This window comes from Thiomicrorhabdus sp. Milos-T2 (genome assembly GCF_000702325.1).
GTDB lineage: Bacteria > Pseudomonadota > Gammaproteobacteria > Thiomicrospirales > Thiomicrospiraceae > Thiomicrorhabdus.
In genome coordinates this window covers 58892-77087 of the sequence record NZ_KL370891.1, presented here as the reverse complement: position 1 = coordinate 77087, position 18196 = coordinate 58892, and the positions used below count along the sequence as shown (strand labels likewise).

Here is an 18196-nt window from a genome sequence, read left to right as displayed (position 1 = left end):
ATGCAAAGCTTTAGTCGCCAACAGATCCAAAAACACTTTAATCATGCCGCACCTAGCTATGATGATGCCGCCATTTTGCAAAAAACCGTGGCTGAACGCATTGATGAACGTTTAGAGTTAACCACAATTGAACCCCAAACGATTTTAGATTTAGGGGCTGGTACTGGCTTATTAACCGAACAGATCATTAAACGTTATCCACAATCCCAACTGTTTGCGGTAGATTTATCCACAAGCATGTTACAAATTGCACAACCGCGTTTTAAAGGATTACGCTGGCCAAATCTACCCAAAAAACTTAATGGCTTTATAAAAAACTGTAAGTTGACTCGTACTTTGGCGACTAAACAAGCTGCAATAGCCATTAATGCCGACGTTAATCAACTGCCATTTGCGGATAACAGCGTAGATTTAATTGTGAGTAATTTAATGTTGCAGTGGTGTGATGATTTAGACCAGGTTTTTGCGGAGTTTAGACGCGTTTTACGCCCTGAAGGTTTAATCATGTTTACCACCTTTGGACCTGACACCCTTAAAGAGCTCAAGCAGGCCTGGCAATCAGTGGATGCAACCTATGAGCACGTAAATAACTTTATTGATATGCATGATATTGGCGATGCATTAATTCGTAATGGCTTTGGTCAGCCCGTAATGGATATGGAAGTCTTCACCTTAACCTACGAAAAACCAATGGGCGTTTTAAAAGATCTTAAAGCCATTGGAGCCACCAATGCCAACAAGCAACGAAACACCGGCTTAATGGGAAAACAACGCTTTGCAGCGATGTTAAATGCTTATGAAGAACTCAGAAATCCAAACGACAATAAAATCCCTGCAACCTACGAAGTGGTTCACGGCCATGCCTGGGCAGCACAAGAAATTATTAAAGGCCCTAACCGTGATAAATCAGGGCATATAGAAATCTCATTAGATGAGTTTTCAAAACAGTTGAAAAGCTAACCTTAAATCTGCACCGTTTTAGAATCCTAAATCTAAAAAAAAGCCTAGTCCTAATTAAAGAGACCAGGCCTGTTCGAGTTTGAAATGCTTGCTTCAGTCTATCTTAGTCTATCAGTTATTTAGAGTTGTTATTTAGATTGAGCCCCTATAACACTTGTCTGCAAGAATGCCTCAAATGCCGCCTTATCTTCAAACAACTGAGTATTAACAACCTCTAAATTTTTTAAACTAACGACACTTACTTTTTCTGTATCTAAGCTCGTTAGCTTAAGCGCAGCCAACTGATTATCTTTCTTGATTAAACCAATATGAAAAGCATAATCACGCATTTTAGGAAGTGCAAACATACTGGTAATAAAACTAGGCATACCTGAAATATCAGCCAAATAAAGTAGTTTAAGTTGCGCTAAATCCTTAATCGCTAAATCCTCAAAGCTCTCTTTTACGATTTTACCCGTATCTTTAGATTGGGTGATCACTAACCATTTCGTTTGTTGATTTAATTCAACGGGCTTTTCCCATTGATCTTCAAAGCTCTGTTTTGCCATGGTTTGCGCTTGTGCAGAAACGGCAAAAACCATCATGATTGAAACTAATAACGCTTTCATCTATTTCTCCACTTTTGCAAAACTAAAGGCTCCACGAATATCACCTTTTTTAAAGCCCATTGCGTTGTCTTGAGGATAATATTTAGCAATTGCCTGTTTAACGGGCTCAGCCACATTCGTTCCGTGACACGTCAAACAAATTTGAGCAGTCCCAATTGCCTTCATGTAACGGAAAGTACTTTTACCATCTTCATGAATCACTTCCGAAAACTCCATAGTTTTAACCGCTTCGCCAGCCGCTTTACGCTTATTAAAGCGATTTAAGACTTGGGTTTCCCATGCATCCGGTTTTGCCGTCCCACCACGCGTCTTCAAGCTCACACGATTAATATCCCAACCTGACTTTTCTGCTACTACCTTTGCAATCTCAGGTGCTTTAGAGTGACAAAACCCCACAGCTACCGCAGGCCCGCCAGACTTCATGGCTTTTTTTAGCGCAGGTTTTAACTGACCACCAAATTGTTTCACTAAGCCACGCGCTTCTGCAATATTAGATTGAGTTGAATCGGATGCAATTACATTGCTTGATACCAAAGAGGTCAGTGAAGCCGACAAGATGGCGGCTGTCATTACTTTAAAGTTCATAGTGTAGTCCTAATAGTTATAAAATTTATTGTGAGAGACCTTTGCACGAGAGTATGCACGAGTAAAAATGGTTCTAGGTGCCCCTTGAGGGTAAAAATTCACCCGATTTTTGTTGTACCCCAAGGGCACTTCCGTTGGGCGACAACTTGCGAATAGCTAGCTATTCCCTACGTTTTCCGCCGCAAACGAAGAACTCGACGCCCGAAGGGGTAAGTCGAGAATCAGGCAAATTTTACCTCATTTTTCTTTCGCACTTATCTCGTGTTTATGCCCTTGGGTGCAAAGGTCTCTCTGAATATTATTTTTTATTTCTTGAACATTCTAAGTAACTTACAAAATAAATCAATATTTTTATATCCCTATTAATATTATTGATTTACGTACAATTACAGAATTCTTTTTTCAAAAAAAATGTGTATCAGAACTAACAGCGATTCAAACTATTCAAACTATTTAGTTACCATGGCAACGTTGTTTTTAAGCTCAGTGACGATGACTTCATCACCCATTACAACATCTTCTTCACCGGTATTTTTAAATGCCCAGGTTGTGCCTTTGTAAAATAATCTCTGCTCACCACCGTTGTCTACAATCTTTCCTGACTCGCCAACCTGCATAGTTTCAAGTGGTAAATCTTTATCACCCATCCCCTTCATAAAAAAAGGTCTTAAGGTAAAAGTTAAAACACCCCCTAAAATAAACACGGCTAATATTTGGTATTCTCCAGCATTCCAGTCAATAAAGAACCCTAGCCCGCCAACTAAAATAGCCGCTAAACCAAAAAACAAAATCACAAACGTACCAATGATTAACTCTGAGCCTAATAAACCAACGCCTATCGTTAGCATTATCCAGGCAGGAATAATGGGTAGAATATTTTCCATAATTTTCTCCTTTATGGTCACAACAATCTATACAAATGTGCTTGTTGTTGCTAATGACTATTTGGTGTTATTTTGCCCCAAAATAGCGCTAAATGCGGCTAATGAACCAACCATTTCTGATGTTTCAACTGGCACAACCACTTTGTTTGCCGAATCACTACCTGCCAACTCTGAAAATGCTGCAATTCTATCTTTAGCCAGTAAGAAACTGGCGGCATCTTTATTTTCGTTCATCGCGTCATTAATCAATGACATCGCTTTTTGTTCACCCATCGCTAACTGTTCTTTTTCGTACTTTTGAGCGTCAGCCATACGTTCAACCGCTTCGGCTTGTTTAAAGGCTTGTTGACGTTCACCTTCTGCCTGGAGGATTAATGCGTTTTTATCTCCTTCCGCTTCGGTTTCTGTTGCTCTTCGACGACGCTCCGCTTCCATTTGCAGTTCCATTGCACTTTGCACCGCTTCTGGTACGGCAATATCGGCAACTTCAACACGGGTCACTTTTGCTCCCCAAGTACTACTCGCTAAATCTAGAGCAGTCAGTAATACGGCATTTAAGTCAGCACGAGAACTTAGGGTTTCGTCAAGCTCCATACGACCTATTTCTGCACGTAGTGTGGTTTGCGCTAACTGAGCAATCGCCCCCTTTAAATCTTGGATTTCATAGGTCGCTTGCTTTGCATCGTTAATTCTTATGAACACTACCGCATCAATTTGAATACTGACGTTATCTTTGGTAATTACCGCTTGGCGAGGTACATCAATAATTTGTTCTTGTGTCGAGAAAGAAGAACGTTTTTGGTCAATAAAAGGCACAATAAAATTAATCCCTGCCGATAAAGTGCGATGAAACCTCCCGAGTCGCTCAATCACCACCAGTTCTGCCTGAGAAACAATTTTGACAGCCAAAAAGAGGTACAGTGCCACTAAGACAGAAACCATTCCTACAAAACTTAAAAATTCCATATTTCTCTTCCTTAATTAGTCTGAAAACTGAAAAACAATCATACTTCATTATTAAGAGACCTTTGCACGAGAGTATGCACGAGTAAAAATGGTTAACATTCACCTTATTTTTGTTGTACCCCAAGGGCACTTCCGTTGGGCGACAACTTGCGAATAGCTAGCTATTCTCTGCGTTTTCCGCCGCAATCAGGCAAATTTTACCTCATTTTTCTTTCGCACCTATCTCGTGCAAAGGTCTCATTAAATTTATAAAACAATACAATTTAGCAATTGCACTAATTACTTGAAAGCGCGTACTTTGTCTTTATCTACCTTGAGATTCTCGCAAAGCTCTCATATTAATACATCTCTTGTGGATCCACATCAATACTCCAGCGCACCTTGCGAGTTAACGGGCTGGTATAGATATAAGGTTGCATTTCGGTAATTAGTCTATGCAAATCTGCACGATGAATAGACTGTAACATGAGTTGATAACGGTAACGCCCTTGGCGACGTAACATTGGTGCAGAAACAGGCCCCCAAAAATCAACCTCACCCTCAACCACTTTGGCTTGCTGCCATTGTTGCCAGTAATTTTGTAAACCGGCTTTAAGCGAATCTAAAAAAGCCATGCCGTCATTAGGATGGGTCGCTTCTGCTCGAATTAAAATTTGATATTTAAATGGAGGCAACAATGCGCCTTGGCGTTCTAATAGTGCTTTGTCTGCAAAGGCATCATAGCCATTTTGAATTAACGTAGTGAGTAAAGGGTGGTCAGGGTGATGAGTTTGAATTAAAACTTCGCCAGCTTTTTCTGCACGCCCGGCACGCCCCGACACCTGCAAGAGAAGTTGCGCCATACGTTCTGCAGCTCTAAAGTCTGCACTAAATAAGCCTTGGTCAATGTCTAACAAACCGACCAAGGTCACATTGGGAAAGTGATGACCTTTGGCTAGCATTTGAGTACCAATTAAAATATCCGCCTCGCCACGTTGTGCTATGCCGGTTAATTCCGCCATAGAACCTTTTAAGCGAGTGGTATCACGGTCAATGCGCAATACTCTTTTGTCAGGAAACCACTCTTTAATCGTCTCTTCTAAGCGTTCAGTACCTTGGCCCACATTAACAAACTCTTCACTACCACAACTTGGACAACAAGCCGGTTTAGCCATCTGTTCATCACAGTGGTGGCATTGTAGATACCCTGAAACCACATCGTCATCATTTTGATGTTTTGTCGTATTAAAAGTCATATGAAAAGTCATATTGGCATCACAACTTGGGCACGCTGCCTGCCAACCGCAATCATGGCACATTAATACGGGAGAAAATCCACGTCGATTTAAAAACAGCAATGTCTGTCCGCCGGCTTGAAGGTGTTTTGTCATTGCGGTTTTTAATTGACGGGAGACACCTTCTTGAACCTTTTCACCTCGAATATCCAACAATTTAAGGCTCGGTAATTGAGCAACACCCGCTCGCTGTTTTAACTCTAAATATTGGTAACGCCCACTTTTGGCATTATGTAAGGTTTCTAAACTTGGCGTAGCAGAGCCTAATACAACCGGTAAATTTTCACGATAAGCTCGCTGCACGATTAAATCCCGAGCAGAATAACGAAACCCCTCTTGCTGTTTGTATGAGAGATCATGCTCTTCATCAATAATGCATAAGCCCAGGTTTTTAAAAGGGGTAAAAATCGCAGACCGAGTGCCTAACAAAACTTGAATTTGCCCAGTACGAATCAAATGCCAGGCGCAATGACGTTCTGAATCATTGAGGTTAGAGTGCAGCGCAGCGACTCGAGTTTGCAAATAGGCTTCAAAACGTGACACCATTTGCGGAGTTAGGCCAATTTCTGGCACCAAAACTAAGACTTGCTTACCTTTTTTAAGCATTGATTCAATCATGCCCAAATAAACTTCGGTTTTACCGCTTCCGGTAATGCCCTCTAGCAAAAAAGCCTTAAATTGAGATTGCGGTTGCTGTGAATCCAATACGGCATCTACCGCCGACTGTTGTGCATCATTTAATTTGTGATTAGGCGCGGGAAGGTAACTAGATTCTCTTAAGCAGGGCCCAAAAGTAGTTTCTAACCAACCATTTTCAGTAAATTTTTTGACAGCACTGCGCCAATTCTCTAATACAGCATTTAAATCTGATTCTGACTTTAATGAATCATCTAAAAATTGGGCAAACACACTGCGTTGGCGGACGGCACGTTTTGAAATATCTTCTAGCGTTTTGGTTTTACCTTCTGCAGAAAGTTGCCAGTACTGCATACCACTAATTTCGGCATGATCTCCCGCTCGCAAACGTTTAGGTAAGGCGGCCAACATAACATCGCCAATCGGTTCATGATAATACTGCGCTGCCCAGTTAAATAGTTCTAACTGAGTATGAGTAAACAATGGTTCGCTATCAATTACCTCTGAAATCGGTTTGATTTTAGTTAATTCATAATCCGCAGAGTCACTAATGTGCATCACAATGCCTACCACTTTTTTATTTCTAAACGGCACCCAAACTCGGCCACCTACCACGGCAACTGTCTCTGCTGAGGTCAGTAAATCTTGCTCCGCTTCAAGCAGATAGTCTAAAGGAAATAAAAAAGGGCCTGAAACGGCCACTTTAGCAATTTTAAGGTTTGACAAACAATCTCTCTTTTATTGCAGGCCTGCTTTTACTCAACAAAATAAACAGAAGCAGAAAATTTAATATATTGAGACCTTTGAAAAGTCTCATCTCATTTTACCGTTATTGACTCACTCATGGAAAACTCTTGACTTACTTTTTGACCTGTTTTGGGCTTTGCATAAGAATAGGGGCGAAAGATAAATTGGCGTAAGTCAGACTTATTACAGCAATCATTTTTTGTAAAGGTATCTACCAGGCCTGGTGATTTAGAAGTACTCGCCCGCTTATTAATAGAAATTGGGCAATCAGCCCTTAAAATCGTTAAAATAGCCGAATATAAACAATAAATTAAAATATAAACATGCCGTTATCACCCTTTTCAGCTTTTGTTACTCAATTCATCGTTCTTCAAAACCGCTTTCAAAAACAATTTGGAAAATGGGTCGCCTGGGGAAGCCTTTCTTTAGTTTTAATTAGTGCGCTAGTGGTGGTTCTTCGTTATGGTTTCAATACCGGCTCCATCGCCCTGCAAGAGAGCATTATGTATAACCATGCCATTCTCTTTATGCTGGGTATAGCTTATACCTATGAGCAAGACAAACATGTCAGAGTGGATGTTTTTTATGCCCAAATGAATGAGTATCAACAAGCTTGGGTGAACTTTTTAGGCACATTAATACTGGCTCTACCTGTTATGTTATTTGTTATTTGGTCTGGCTGGGAGTATGTCGCCACCAGCTGGCAAATAAAAGAGTCTTCAACTGAATCAGGCGGACTCGCTTATTTATATTTATTAAAAACCTTAATACTGATTATGGCAGGCCTGGTCATTATGCAATCTTTAGCTATTCTTGCTAAATCTGGACTCACCTTATTTTCCAAAGCAAAACTGGATATTGAAACGGATATTGAATCGGATATTGATACCAATTTAGAAATCGAGGGCAAACTGTAATGGAATGGTTAGCCTTAGTTTTATTTGCCTTAGTTTTTATTGCTTTATTAACCGGGTTCCCGGTTGCGTTTACCCTAGCGGGAGTGTCACTTTTGTTTGCTTTAGTGGCTAACCTATTTGGGGTTTTTGATATGGCTTTTTTACAAAGTGTTCCCAATCGTATTTTTGGCATTATGAATAACGCAAATCTTGTAGCCGTTCCTCTATTTGTATTTATGGGAATTATGCTTGAACAGTCAAAAATAGCCGAAGCCCTGTTGCAAACTATGGAAGAAGTCATGCGAGGTGTAAAAGGCGGGCTTGGAATTGCAGTGATTATTGTGGGGGCTCTATTGGCTGCCAGTACAGGCATTGTGGGAGCAACGGTTGTAACCATGGGCTTACTTGCTTTACCCACCATGCTTAAACAAGGGTATTGCCCTAAATTAGCCAGTGGAACCATTTGCGCTTCAGGAACACTCGGTCAAATCATTCCACCGTCTATTGTGCTAATTTTATTAGGCGATGTACTCTCCTCCTCTTATCAACAAGCCCAGCTGAATCAAGGTATTTTCTCACCAGAAACGCTCTCTGTAGGTGACCTATTTGTAGGTGCATTACTTCCAGGCTTGTTATTGGTTGTAGCTTACATGGGGTATATCGTTTTTAAAGCTATCTCTAACCCTGAAAGTATTCCAAATCACCGTGGTGAACCCATTGCACCAGGCCTGCTAATGAGAGTGGTTAAAAGCTTATTACCACCTTTAATGTTAATTTTACTCGTATTAGGTTCTATTTTAGGCGGTTATGCCACTCCAACAGAAGCCGCTTCTTTAGGTGCATTAGGGGCTATATTATTGGCTTTAGTTAACAATAAACTGAGGTTAACCACGCTCAAAACGGTGATGCAAAATACCTTGCAAGTCACTAGCATGATTTTTTTAATCTTTATTGGTGCGGCTTTTTTCTCTTTAGTGTTTAGAGGCTTGGGCGGTGACGATTTAATTACTGATTTATTAACCGATTTACCAGGCGGCGTCTTCACTGCCATGTTAATTGTAATGGCCTTAATGTTCGTTTTAGGGTTCTTCTTAGACTTTATTGAAATTACCTATGTGGTCGTTCCCGTTGTTGCGCCTATTCTATTAATGATGGGGGTTGATCCAATTTGGCTAGGGATTATGATTGCCATTAACCTGCAAACCGCCTTTTTAACGCCTCCATTTGGTTTTGCCCTGTTTTACCTGCGCGGCGTTGCCCCAGCAGAACTTAAAACAACGGATTTATATAAAGGCACCATACCATTTATTCTCATCCAATTAAGCATGCTTGGCGTACTTGCTATTTGGCCAGAAATTGTCACCTGGCTACCAGGAATCATCTATAAAGATTAAGTTTTCAAGAATTTCCCTAAAATACGCACTAATAGGGCTTTCAAGGCCTCATCACTTAAGCTAGAATCCATAAGTCATGTATTAAAATGACACTTAGAAATATTTTATATAGGACGTTACTCCATCAATGGCTACAAACTCTCAGCTTACTGAGCTTGAACTCACGCTAGAACGTATTCGTGAAGAACGAGAAAACAAACGTGAAATCTTTGAAGCGATTCATGATGGCATCATTGTATTTAAACCTTCCCTATCTATACAAAATATAAACAGCCAAGCTAAAAAGCTGCTCTCTATTGAAGCTAACTTTGATCCTGCAAAAGATTACCTTTCACTCTACAAAAATAAAAAAACTACACTCATGTTCAAATTAGATACTTGGCTAGAGTGTATTAAAAATACAAATAAACAAGAACCCACTGAAATATTAGTTTGGTACTCTGACCCTCTGAATTTACAAAGCACCCCATTGTTATTTAGCGCCAAAGCTATGTTTAACAAAAACGGTGAATTAAAAAACATCCTTTTAGTGATTTATGATCGAAGTATTCATAATGAAGCCGATGAACAAAAACGCTTAATGCAAGCCGCATTTAACAGCTATAACGGCCAGTTCATTGCCAATGAAAAAGGCTACATAATTAAATCGAACGATAGTTTTATTGCTATTTCAGGACTCAGCCGAGAAGCCTTGCAAAAAATGACTCTGATGCAATGGCTAGAGCAGCAAGTTAATCTAAAAAATGACAGTAATGGAATTCTAAAAAGCTTATTAGAAAATAAGCTTTGGAGCGGTGAAGTGGAATTGCATCCATCTCAAGATACCGTTTTTCATGCCATTCTCAGTATTTCAATGATTGCGGATAAAGAGTACAACATAGAACACTACATTGTAAATCTGCAAAATATAACCGACATTAAAGAGGCTCATAACCGTATCGAACATATGGCCTTTTACGATAACTTAACCGGTCTAGCCAACCGTAAACTTGCTAAAGAATACATTACCTATACAATTACAAATCACCGCCGTCATAATACCTATGGGGCCTTACTTTATATCAATATAAATCGATTTAAAACCATCAATAATGCCTTTGGTAGAAGAGTTGCAGATCGTTTTCTACAGCTGATTGCAGCCGAGCTAAACAAAACGGTAAATATTGAAGACCAAATAGCACGTGTTGGAGGAGATGAATTTCTTATAACCTGTATAGATCATGCTAAATCCGCTGATAACGCCGCAAAAAACGCTCTTAAAATGGCAAAAAAAATTGCCAAAGCACTCAATCGTCATTTTTTGGTAGATGGATTAAGCTTACATAGCACCTCTCGAATTGGCATTAAGCCTTACCCCGATGAAGAAGATACAAGTGCGGATAACTTAATTGTTAAGGCAGATTTAGCCGTTTCCAAAGCCAAAGAAATTAAGACCAATAATCCTATCTATATCTATACACCAGACTTAAGTTCAGCGGTTAAAAGTCGTAAACAATTAGAGCAAGATTTAGGTTTTGCTTGCCAAAAAAACCAAGTACAACTCTATTACCAAGCGCAAATGAACTCCAACCAAGAACTACATGGTGCCGAAACTTTAATAAGGTGGTTTCATCCAGAACTCGGAATGATTTCACCAGATATATTTATTGAAATTGCCGAAGAGAGTCAACAAATACTCAAACTTGGTGCTTGGATTATGTATCACGCCTTCAAGCAAATTAAACGCTGGAACAAGCTTAAGCGGGATTTCAAGCTTTCAATTAATATCAGCCCAATTCAATTCCACGATGCCGACTTTATCCCCAACATTATTTCTATTAAGCAAGAAACGGGGGTCAATCCAAAAAACATCACCTTAGAGCTTACCGAAGGCATTCTTATTTCCGATACGGAACAGGCATTACACAAAATTGACCAGCTAGTAGAGCTTGGATTTAAAGTTTCTATTGATGACTTTGGTACTGGTTATTCATCGCTGAGTTATTTTCAACGCCTACCCATCCACGAGCTTAAGATTGATAAGAGTTTTGTTAGTAGAATCCCCAAAAGCAAAGAAGATATTGCCATTATCGAATCAATCGTGCACCTAGCCAATACTAAGAAATTAGATATTGTTGCAGAAGGGGTTGAGACTGCAGAGCAACTTAATTTCATACAAAAGCAATCCGCAAATATTCTTGTTCAAGGTTACTACTATAGTAAACCCTGCCCAGCTCAAGAATTTGAAAATCAGTTTTTAATTAAATAGAGACCTTTGCACTAGATAGGTGCGAGTAGAAATGGTTCTAGATGCCCCTTGAAGGTAAAAATTATCCCTCTAAAGCCTCATTACACCACTTCACCTAAATTGATTACGTTATATAAACACAATGAACACAAAATCTATTTTTTGATGTAAGTTTGCAATTTCATTAGGTTTTTAGTAGAATCCGCGCACTCGCAATGATTTGAGCTTTTGTTAAAAGTAAAGTTCCAACATATAAATCATGCTTCAAAGAGCCATTTGCCTACGCTTGCTAAAATATCAAGCGATCTGATTATTCTGATGCAAAGGTGCTCTATTTAGGGAATTTCCCCTTAAGCAATTTGCCCCAGAATAACGACTCAATACTTTCGTTAATAGTGATACTCCTGCCATACAAATCCTACATTTGTATGTGGCTGCGTTCTCTGTTGAGCCGAAAACACGCTAATTATTCAAGGGCACTTTATTCTCTCAATGAGAAAAGGACCCATAATGACTGTTGATGTAACATTCAAAGATTTAAACTTAACCCCTGACGTACTTAAAGCCATAACGGATATTGGCTATGAAACGCCTTCTCCAATTCAGGCTCAGGCGATTCCTGCCTTAATGACGGGTAGTGATATTTTAGGTATGGCACAAACAGGTACGGGTAAAACAGCTGCATTTGCTTTGCCAGCCCTTTCAAAAGCTGATATCAAGCAAAAAGATCCCCAAATTTTAGTTTTAGCCCCTACTCGTGAATTAGCGATTCAGGTGGCAGAAGCATTTCAAAGCTTTGCACACCACATGAAAGGCTTTCATGTACTTCCTATCTATGGTGGTTCAGATTACGGAACCCAGATTCGTGCTTTAAACCGTGGTGTTCACGTTGTGGTTGGTACTCCGGGTCGTGTTATGGACCATATTCGTAAAGGCACTTTAAAACTTAACAATCTTAAGTTATTAGTTTTAGATGAAGCAGATGAAATGTTGCGCATGGGCTTTATAGATGACGTTGAGTGGATTCTGCAACAAACCCCAGAGAGCCGTCAAATTGCTTTATTCTCTGCAACGATGCCTAAAGAAATTCACCGCATTGCTAAGAACTATCTAAAGAACCCAACCGAAGTCATTATTAAGAATAAAACAGCAACAGCTACGACAATTGAACAAAAATATCTTTTGGTGAGCGGTGGTCATAAATTAGATGCCTTAACCCGTATTTTAGAAGCGGAAGAAAAACTTGATGCTTCAATCATCTTTGTACGAACTAAAACCGCTACCGTTGATTTAGCCGAGCGTTTAGAAGCACGTGGTTATGCAGCAGCAGCACTTAATGGTGATATTGCTCAAAACCAACGTGAACGCATTGTTGACCAACTTAAAAAAGGTAAGTTAGACATTTTAGTGGCAACCGACGTTGTTGCACGTGGACTTGATGTTCCACGTATTAGCCATGTATTTAACTACGACATTCCGCAAGACAATGAATCTTATGTTCACCGTATTGGCCGTACCGGTCGTGCGGGTCGTGAAGGGAATGCCATTTTATTTGTAACACCTCGTGAACGTCGTCTACTTAGCTCTATTGAAAGAACAACTAAGAGCAAAATACCTGAAATGACTTTACCTTCAACGCAAGACATCAATGACAGTCGTGTTGATAAATTTAAGTCACGTATTGTTGAAGCAACTCAACTAGAAGACACTGCTTTCTATCAAGAGATGATTGAGCAAATTGAAACTGAGAAAAACATTCCTGCGATTGAAATCGCGGCTGGTTTAGCACGTTTATTACAGGGTGATATTCCATTCTTCATGTCTGACAAGCCAATTCGTGAACCTCGTACAGAACGTAATGCAGGATCAAATGATCGCGGTGGTCGAAATGAACGAGGAGGTCGTGGAGGTCGCGGTGGTCGTGGTGAGCGTTCAGAACGTAAACCACGTCGTCAACGCTCAGCGACACCTGATGAAGGCATGACACGTTTCCGCATTGAAGTGGGTAATCAGCATGGTGTTCGCCCAGGTAATATCGTAGGTTGTATTGCAAACGAAGCCGGCCTAGACAGCGAATTTATTCGTCAGTTAAATATTGAAGACACTTTCAGCACAGTTGATTTACCATCTGATATGCCTAAAGGTTCTAAAGAAGACCTAAGCAAAGCATGGGTTTGTGGTCAACAGCTTAAAATTCGTGAAGTCACAGGATCTGCAGGTGGTGAACCACGTAAGCGTCTATCACGCAATAAATCTTCTGCTCCGGGAAAAGATAAAGGTAAGCCACGTAGAGCACCTAAGCGTAGCTAATCAACTCTCAATCTTAAAAAGAGCGAGTTAATCAAAAGCCATGGATGTTTTATCATCCATGGCTTTTTTAGTTTAAGGCATCAATAAATAAATTCAACATTACCAATTTTCGACAATTATTAAACTTTTTTATCAGGTGTGACCTTTGTAGTATTTGAAGTTTGTTTACTATAAAATTAAAAGGGTATTTATTTCAAGAGAAGGTCATTAGTTTGAATTTGCTTATATTATTGCACAATCACATTAAAGCATTACTTTGGATTGTCTTTTGTCTGCTGATTCCTTTTAATGCCTATACGCAAGATAACATCTTAAAATTGGGTGTTTTCCCTTATGCTAATCCAGGCTACCTAGCAAAGCTCCACCGCCCCCTAAAAAACTATTTTCAAGAATGTACTACAGAACCTATTCAGATGCTTTCTGCTGCAAACTTTAAAACCTTTAAACAAAACACTAAAAATGGCTGGTATGACATCTTAATTACAGCACCACATTTAGGAAGACTTGCAGAAAAACAAGCCAACTACCAATGGTTGGGGTTCACATCAAATATCTCTTATGCGGTGTTTGCGGTAAAACAGAATAACCAATCTAAAACACTTGCCGATTTTAAAGGCCAAACAATCGCATTGCCTCCAAAAACAGCGATTATTCATCAACTTGCACTCCATAAACTCAAAGAAGCTGGCCTAACGCCGAGTGTCGACATTACTATTAAAGAAGTAAATTCACACAACAATGCAATGCTTGCTGTCATAAATAATCTCACACCAATCGCTGCATTTGGTAAACCAACTTGGTCAAAGTTTAAACCACCAGGACGAGAAACCATTATTAAGCTCACACAATCAGAGAACATTCCAGGGTTTGCCGTTATGGCAAATCCTCGGCTTGGAAGCAAAATGATAAGCCAGTTAAAGCAGCACTTTTTAAACTTTCAAAATACACAACCAGGCAAAACCTATTTTAAAAAAACGGGTTTAAAAGGTGCTCGAGAGAAAACCCCTCAAGACCTAAAAACTCTTGATAAATACCTAAATGCAATACAACAAGCAAAGCAGTCCAAATGATAGGTTTCAAGTCATTATCCAACCGAGTTATTGCAAGTATAAGTGCCGTATTAGGAGCACTTTCTTTACTGCTAATTATCAACTTAACAAGTTTATTAGATGATTTTTCTCAAACAGAAGAAAATCGTAATATCACGCAAATAAATGATTTTTTGAATGCATCCCTCTCGCCTCTTTTGTTTTCTCAAGATTTTGCTAGAGCTCAACACCTTCTAAAAGAGCTAGAAAAAAATTATCCTGAAATCCAAAACATTAAAGTACAGGATGCCTTCGGTCATACTGCTGTTCATATGGAAAGCCATACTAATTCAACCGCACAAGAAGCACCGGTTGCATTAAAGGAATTAAGTACAACAATTGACCTTAACTTAGCAGGTGAAAAAGTAGGCAGTGTTGTGTACACATTTAAATTTGATCGATATGAGGCGTTAAAACAAAAACTTCAAACTGAAATTATTATTTCTCTTGTGATTGCGATTTTGGCGGCTTTTCTACTGGTTAGCCTAATTATGCGTTATTTAACCAAAGAGTTAAAAACTCTGACTATCGCCAGTCAAGCGATTAGTCAAGGCAATGATTCCGCAAATCTTCCCGTTACCCGTGATGATGAAGTCGGACAATTAACCCAAAGTTTTAATAATATGAGACTGGCCATCCAAGAACGTACCTCTGAACTGCAATTAGAACAAAACAGGTTAAGTTCATTGCTAAATACAATGCATTTAGGGGTGTTATTTGAAACCTCAGCTAAAAATATTAAATACTACAACTCGGCCTTCTGCTCTATTTGGCATTTAAACACTGAAGATAATATTCATAATACTTCACTGGAATTTGTTCTTAATCAGTCACCTTTAAATATCGTCAAACGAAAACAGCTAAAACCAACAAATACTGATGAAGAGCTTCATGAATACCTTTTGAGTAATGGAAAAATTGTGCTGGAGTCTCACATGCTAGTTCATCAAACAGAAGCTGGTAATGGTCACTTGTGGATCTATGAAGACATTACCAATGAGCGTCAAATGCAACAAGAGTTACATCATATGGCGGCTTATGATGCATTAACAGGGCTATACAATCGCCACTCATTTAATGTAGAAATCAAACACATGGCATCGTATGCAAAACGTCGTGGTCACTTTTTAGCATTGCTGTTTTTTGATATTGACGAATTTAAACTCATTAACGATACCTATGGCCACGCAAGAGGGGATGAGGCATTAATATTAATTGCTAATACCGTTAAAAACCTAATTCGTGAAGAGGAGTGGTTATGTCGTTTAGGTGGCGACGAATTTGCTCTATTATCTCTGGTTGATACGCCATCTGAAGCAGAAGAACTTGCCCAGAGAATCCTTGATTCCATGGCTGAGACTTACCATCATTTTAATGGAGATACTATTCGCCTGACTACCAGTATTGGTATTTCTTACTACCCTGAACCAAGTCATGATCCTGAGCTCTTAACATCACATGCTGATATTGCCATGTACCAAGCTAAAGCACGAGGAAAGAATACATTCTGTATTTACAATCCCGAGACTTCTGATATGGATAAAGAATTTGCTCGTCTATCTTGGAAAGATAGCATTGACTTTGCATTAAAAAACAGTGGCTTTGAAATTCATTACCAAGGTATCTATAACTGTGATAATAATGATATTCATCACCTTGAATCCCTTATTCGATTAAAAGACAAAGCGCTGGAAGGCCAACTTATTTACCCCGATCGATTTATTCCAGTTGCTGAAAAGAGTGGACAAATCCTTGAAATTGATCGCTATGTTATTCGTCATGCTATTGAAACATTAGCCTCTTACCCTCAAATGCCTTCTATCGCCATTAACATTTCAGGTAAGTCTTTTGATGACATCACTTTACCTTCCTATATAAACGAATTAATGCAGCTCCATGAAATTCCACCTGAACGATTATTGATAGAGCTCACAGAAACCGAAACCGTTTGTGATATTCAAGATGCCAGAGTATTTATTGAATCGTTACGAAATATTGGCTGTACTATCTGTTTAGATGATTTTGGGACCGGATTTGCTTCCTTTTCATACCTTAAATACCTCAATGTAGATGTACTTAAAATCGACGGCACTTTTATTAAAGATTTAGATTCTTCTTTCGAGAACCGATTATTTGTTGAAAGTATCGTAAATGTAGCGAAAGGCTTGGGTAAACAAACCATTGCAGAATTTGTGGAAAATGAAGACATATTACAAGAGTGTATAAAACTAGGTATCGATATGGTACAAGGCTATCACCTAGACAAACCTCAGAAAGAACATCCAGCATTATATTTAGCCCCAAAATCGAGCTCTGGAGACCCTCAATGAAACATACACAGTTACTTCCATACTATCTACTTCTGACCGCTTTTAGCTCTTCAGCCTATGCCGTAAACTGGATTAATATCATGGGGACAGAAAAGCCCGGTACAGAAGTGACTAATAAAACATTTGCCTGGTTTCAACCTGAATTTCAAATGACCGACGGTACAAAAATTCCAGCCGGAAACTGGCAAGGACAAAATTCTTTTGGTAACACGATTCGCCCAACTAACCGCGACAGTTCAAATATTAATATATTTAGAGCTCGCTTGGGAACACGCGGGCGAATCAACCAATACTGGAATTATTCAGGCCTGGTTGAATTTGGAAACGGAGTTATCACTCGCAGTGAAGACAAGCTTGCTGTGGCATTAGATGCCTCACTGACGACTAATTATTTAGGGCCAAACCTACGATTTGGTCAATTTAAAAATCCAAGTAGTGAAGAAGCGCAACAAGCTAAATATGATTACACTAACTTTGCTCTACCTTCTGCCATGCTGGTACTAGAAAGCTTTTTTGATGGCAGTGGCCTACCCGCCTCAACCACCGATGCCAACTACCGTAATGGAACCGTTGATACCTTCCGTGATATTGGCGTCCAGCTTTTTGACTCTTACCAACGTCAAGACTGGGAACACACTTGGGCTATGATGATTAGTAATGGCAATGGTTTGATGCGAAGTGACAACAATAGTGACAAAGACATCAATCTATACTGGTCTTCTGAAAAAATCTTTGCTGGCAAAGGCAAACAAAGACAAGGCTTAAAACTCTTTGCTTGGTACCGCAATGGTAAACGTACTCTAACCACCTCAGATGCTGGTGATTACTATCGAATGCGCGAAGGGTTAGGAATGACTTACAAACGGGACAAATGGTCTAGCACTTTAGAATACATTAATGCCGATGGTATGATTTCTTTTGGCACAGATGGAGGAGCTATTCCTGGTGCAGTCGGTAATGATGGAAACATTGCTACCTTTAATATAAAACCTGAAGCAAAAGCTAATGGTTGGTGGGGAGATATCGGGTATCGAGTCAATCAAGATTTTGAAGTTAGAGCACGATATGATCAAACCTATCGCGATACAGAATCACCAACAGAAGTTCGTTTTGACAATCTAACCCTTGGTTTAAATTGGTTCTATGCACCTAAATGCAAAATGATATTTAACTATGAAGTGCGTAGCTTTGAAGCGCCACATCAAAGTTCAACACATCCAATCAATATTGCTGCAAAAGGATTAGATAATCGTATTTCAGTACAGCTCTTTCATTTCTTTAAACTTTAACC

13 protein-coding genes are annotated in these 18196 nt (G+C 39.4%); 8 read left to right on the top strand and 5 right to left on the bottom strand.

All coding sequences use genetic code 11. The annotated features are described in order from the left end of the window. Nucleotides 1-960: a malonyl-ACP O-methyltransferase BioC gene (gene bioC / locus BS34_RS0100325; protein ID WP_029406568.1), complete on the top strand. Its 960-nt coding sequence runs from the start codon at nt 1-3 to the stop codon at nt 958-960. Between the two features lie 128 nt (nt 961-1088). On the opposite strand, the gene BS34_RS0100320 is transcribed toward bioC, so the two are convergent. From BS34_RS0100320 to BS34_RS0100300, 5 genes are all read right to left on the bottom strand, one after another. Then, entirely contained in the window at nt 1089-1568 is a 480-nt protein-coding gene (locus BS34_RS0100320) for a hypothetical protein (RefSeq protein WP_029406567.1), read from the bottom strand. Further along, nucleotides 1569-2153, bottom strand: coding sequence for a Tll0287-like domain-containing protein (locus BS34_RS0100315; protein ID WP_029406566.1), 585 nt, complete (start codon nt 2151-2153; stop codon nt 1569-1571). It abuts the gene before it with no gap. 449 nt (nt 2154-2602) lie between these two features. Next, on the bottom strand, nt 2603-3037 hold the full coding sequence (locus tag BS34_RS0100310; protein ID WP_029406565.1) for an NfeD family protein: 435 nt from the start codon (nt 3035-3037) through the stop codon (nt 2603-2605). Between the two features lie 57 nt (nt 3038-3094). Next, nucleotides 3095-4003, bottom strand: coding sequence for an SPFH domain-containing protein (locus BS34_RS0100305; RefSeq protein ID WP_038126211.1), 909 nt, complete (start codon nt 4001-4003; stop codon nt 3095-3097). Nucleotides 4004-4341: 338 nt separating this feature from the next. Beyond that, nucleotides 4342-6639, bottom strand: coding sequence for a primosomal protein N' (locus tag BS34_RS0100300; RefSeq protein ID WP_029406563.1), 2298 nt, complete (start codon nt 6637-6639; stop codon nt 4342-4344). Between the two features lie 344 nt (nt 6640-6983). Here BS34_RS0100300 and BS34_RS0100295 point away from each other — a divergent pair, with 344 nt between their 5' ends. From BS34_RS0100295 to BS34_RS0100265, 7 genes are all read left to right on the top strand, one after another. Continuing rightward, a complete protein-coding gene (locus tag BS34_RS0100295) occupies nt 6984-7577 on the top strand; it encodes a TRAP transporter small permease subunit (protein ID WP_051640595.1) in 594 nt (197 codons plus the stop codon). After that, the gene (locus BS34_RS0100290; protein ID WP_029406561.1) at nt 7577-8950 is read left to right on the top strand and encodes a TRAP transporter large permease; all 1374 of its coding nucleotides are present in this window, start codon (nt 7577-7579) and stop codon (nt 8948-8950) included. Before BS34_RS0100295 ends, BS34_RS0100290 begins: the two co-directional genes overlap by 1 nt. Nucleotides 8951-9077: 127 nt before the next feature. Beyond that, nucleotides 9078-11198: a sensor domain-containing protein gene (locus BS34_RS0100285; protein WP_051640594.1), complete on the top strand. Its 2121-nt coding sequence runs from the start codon at nt 9078-9080 to the stop codon at nt 11196-11198. Nucleotides 11199-11687: 489 nt separating this feature from the next. Next, entirely contained in the window at nt 11688-13487 is a 1800-nt protein-coding gene (locus tag BS34_RS0100280; protein ID WP_029406559.1) for a DEAD/DEAH box helicase, read from the top strand. 212 nt (nt 13488-13699) lie between these two features. Further along, nucleotides 13700-14557 carry a phosphate/phosphite/phosphonate ABC transporter substrate-binding protein gene (locus BS34_RS0100275; RefSeq protein WP_029406558.1) on the top strand — a complete coding sequence of 286 codons (858 nt, stop codon included), beginning with the start codon at nt 13700-13702 and terminating at the stop codon, nt 14555-14557. Continuing rightward, nucleotides 14554-16905 (top strand): bifunctional diguanylate cyclase/phosphodiesterase, encoded by a 2352-nt coding sequence (locus BS34_RS0100270; protein WP_051640593.1) that lies wholly within the window; start codon nt 14554-14556, stop codon nt 16903-16905. The genes BS34_RS0100275 and BS34_RS0100270 overlap by 4 nt, the downstream gene beginning before the upstream one ends. Further along, nucleotides 16902-18194 carry a porin family protein gene (locus BS34_RS0100265; RefSeq protein WP_029406556.1) on the top strand — a complete coding sequence of 431 codons (1293 nt, stop codon included), beginning with the start codon at nt 16902-16904 and terminating at the stop codon, nt 18192-18194. The genes BS34_RS0100270 and BS34_RS0100265 overlap by 4 nt, the downstream gene beginning before the upstream one ends. Nucleotides 18195-18196 lie beyond the last annotated feature (2 nt).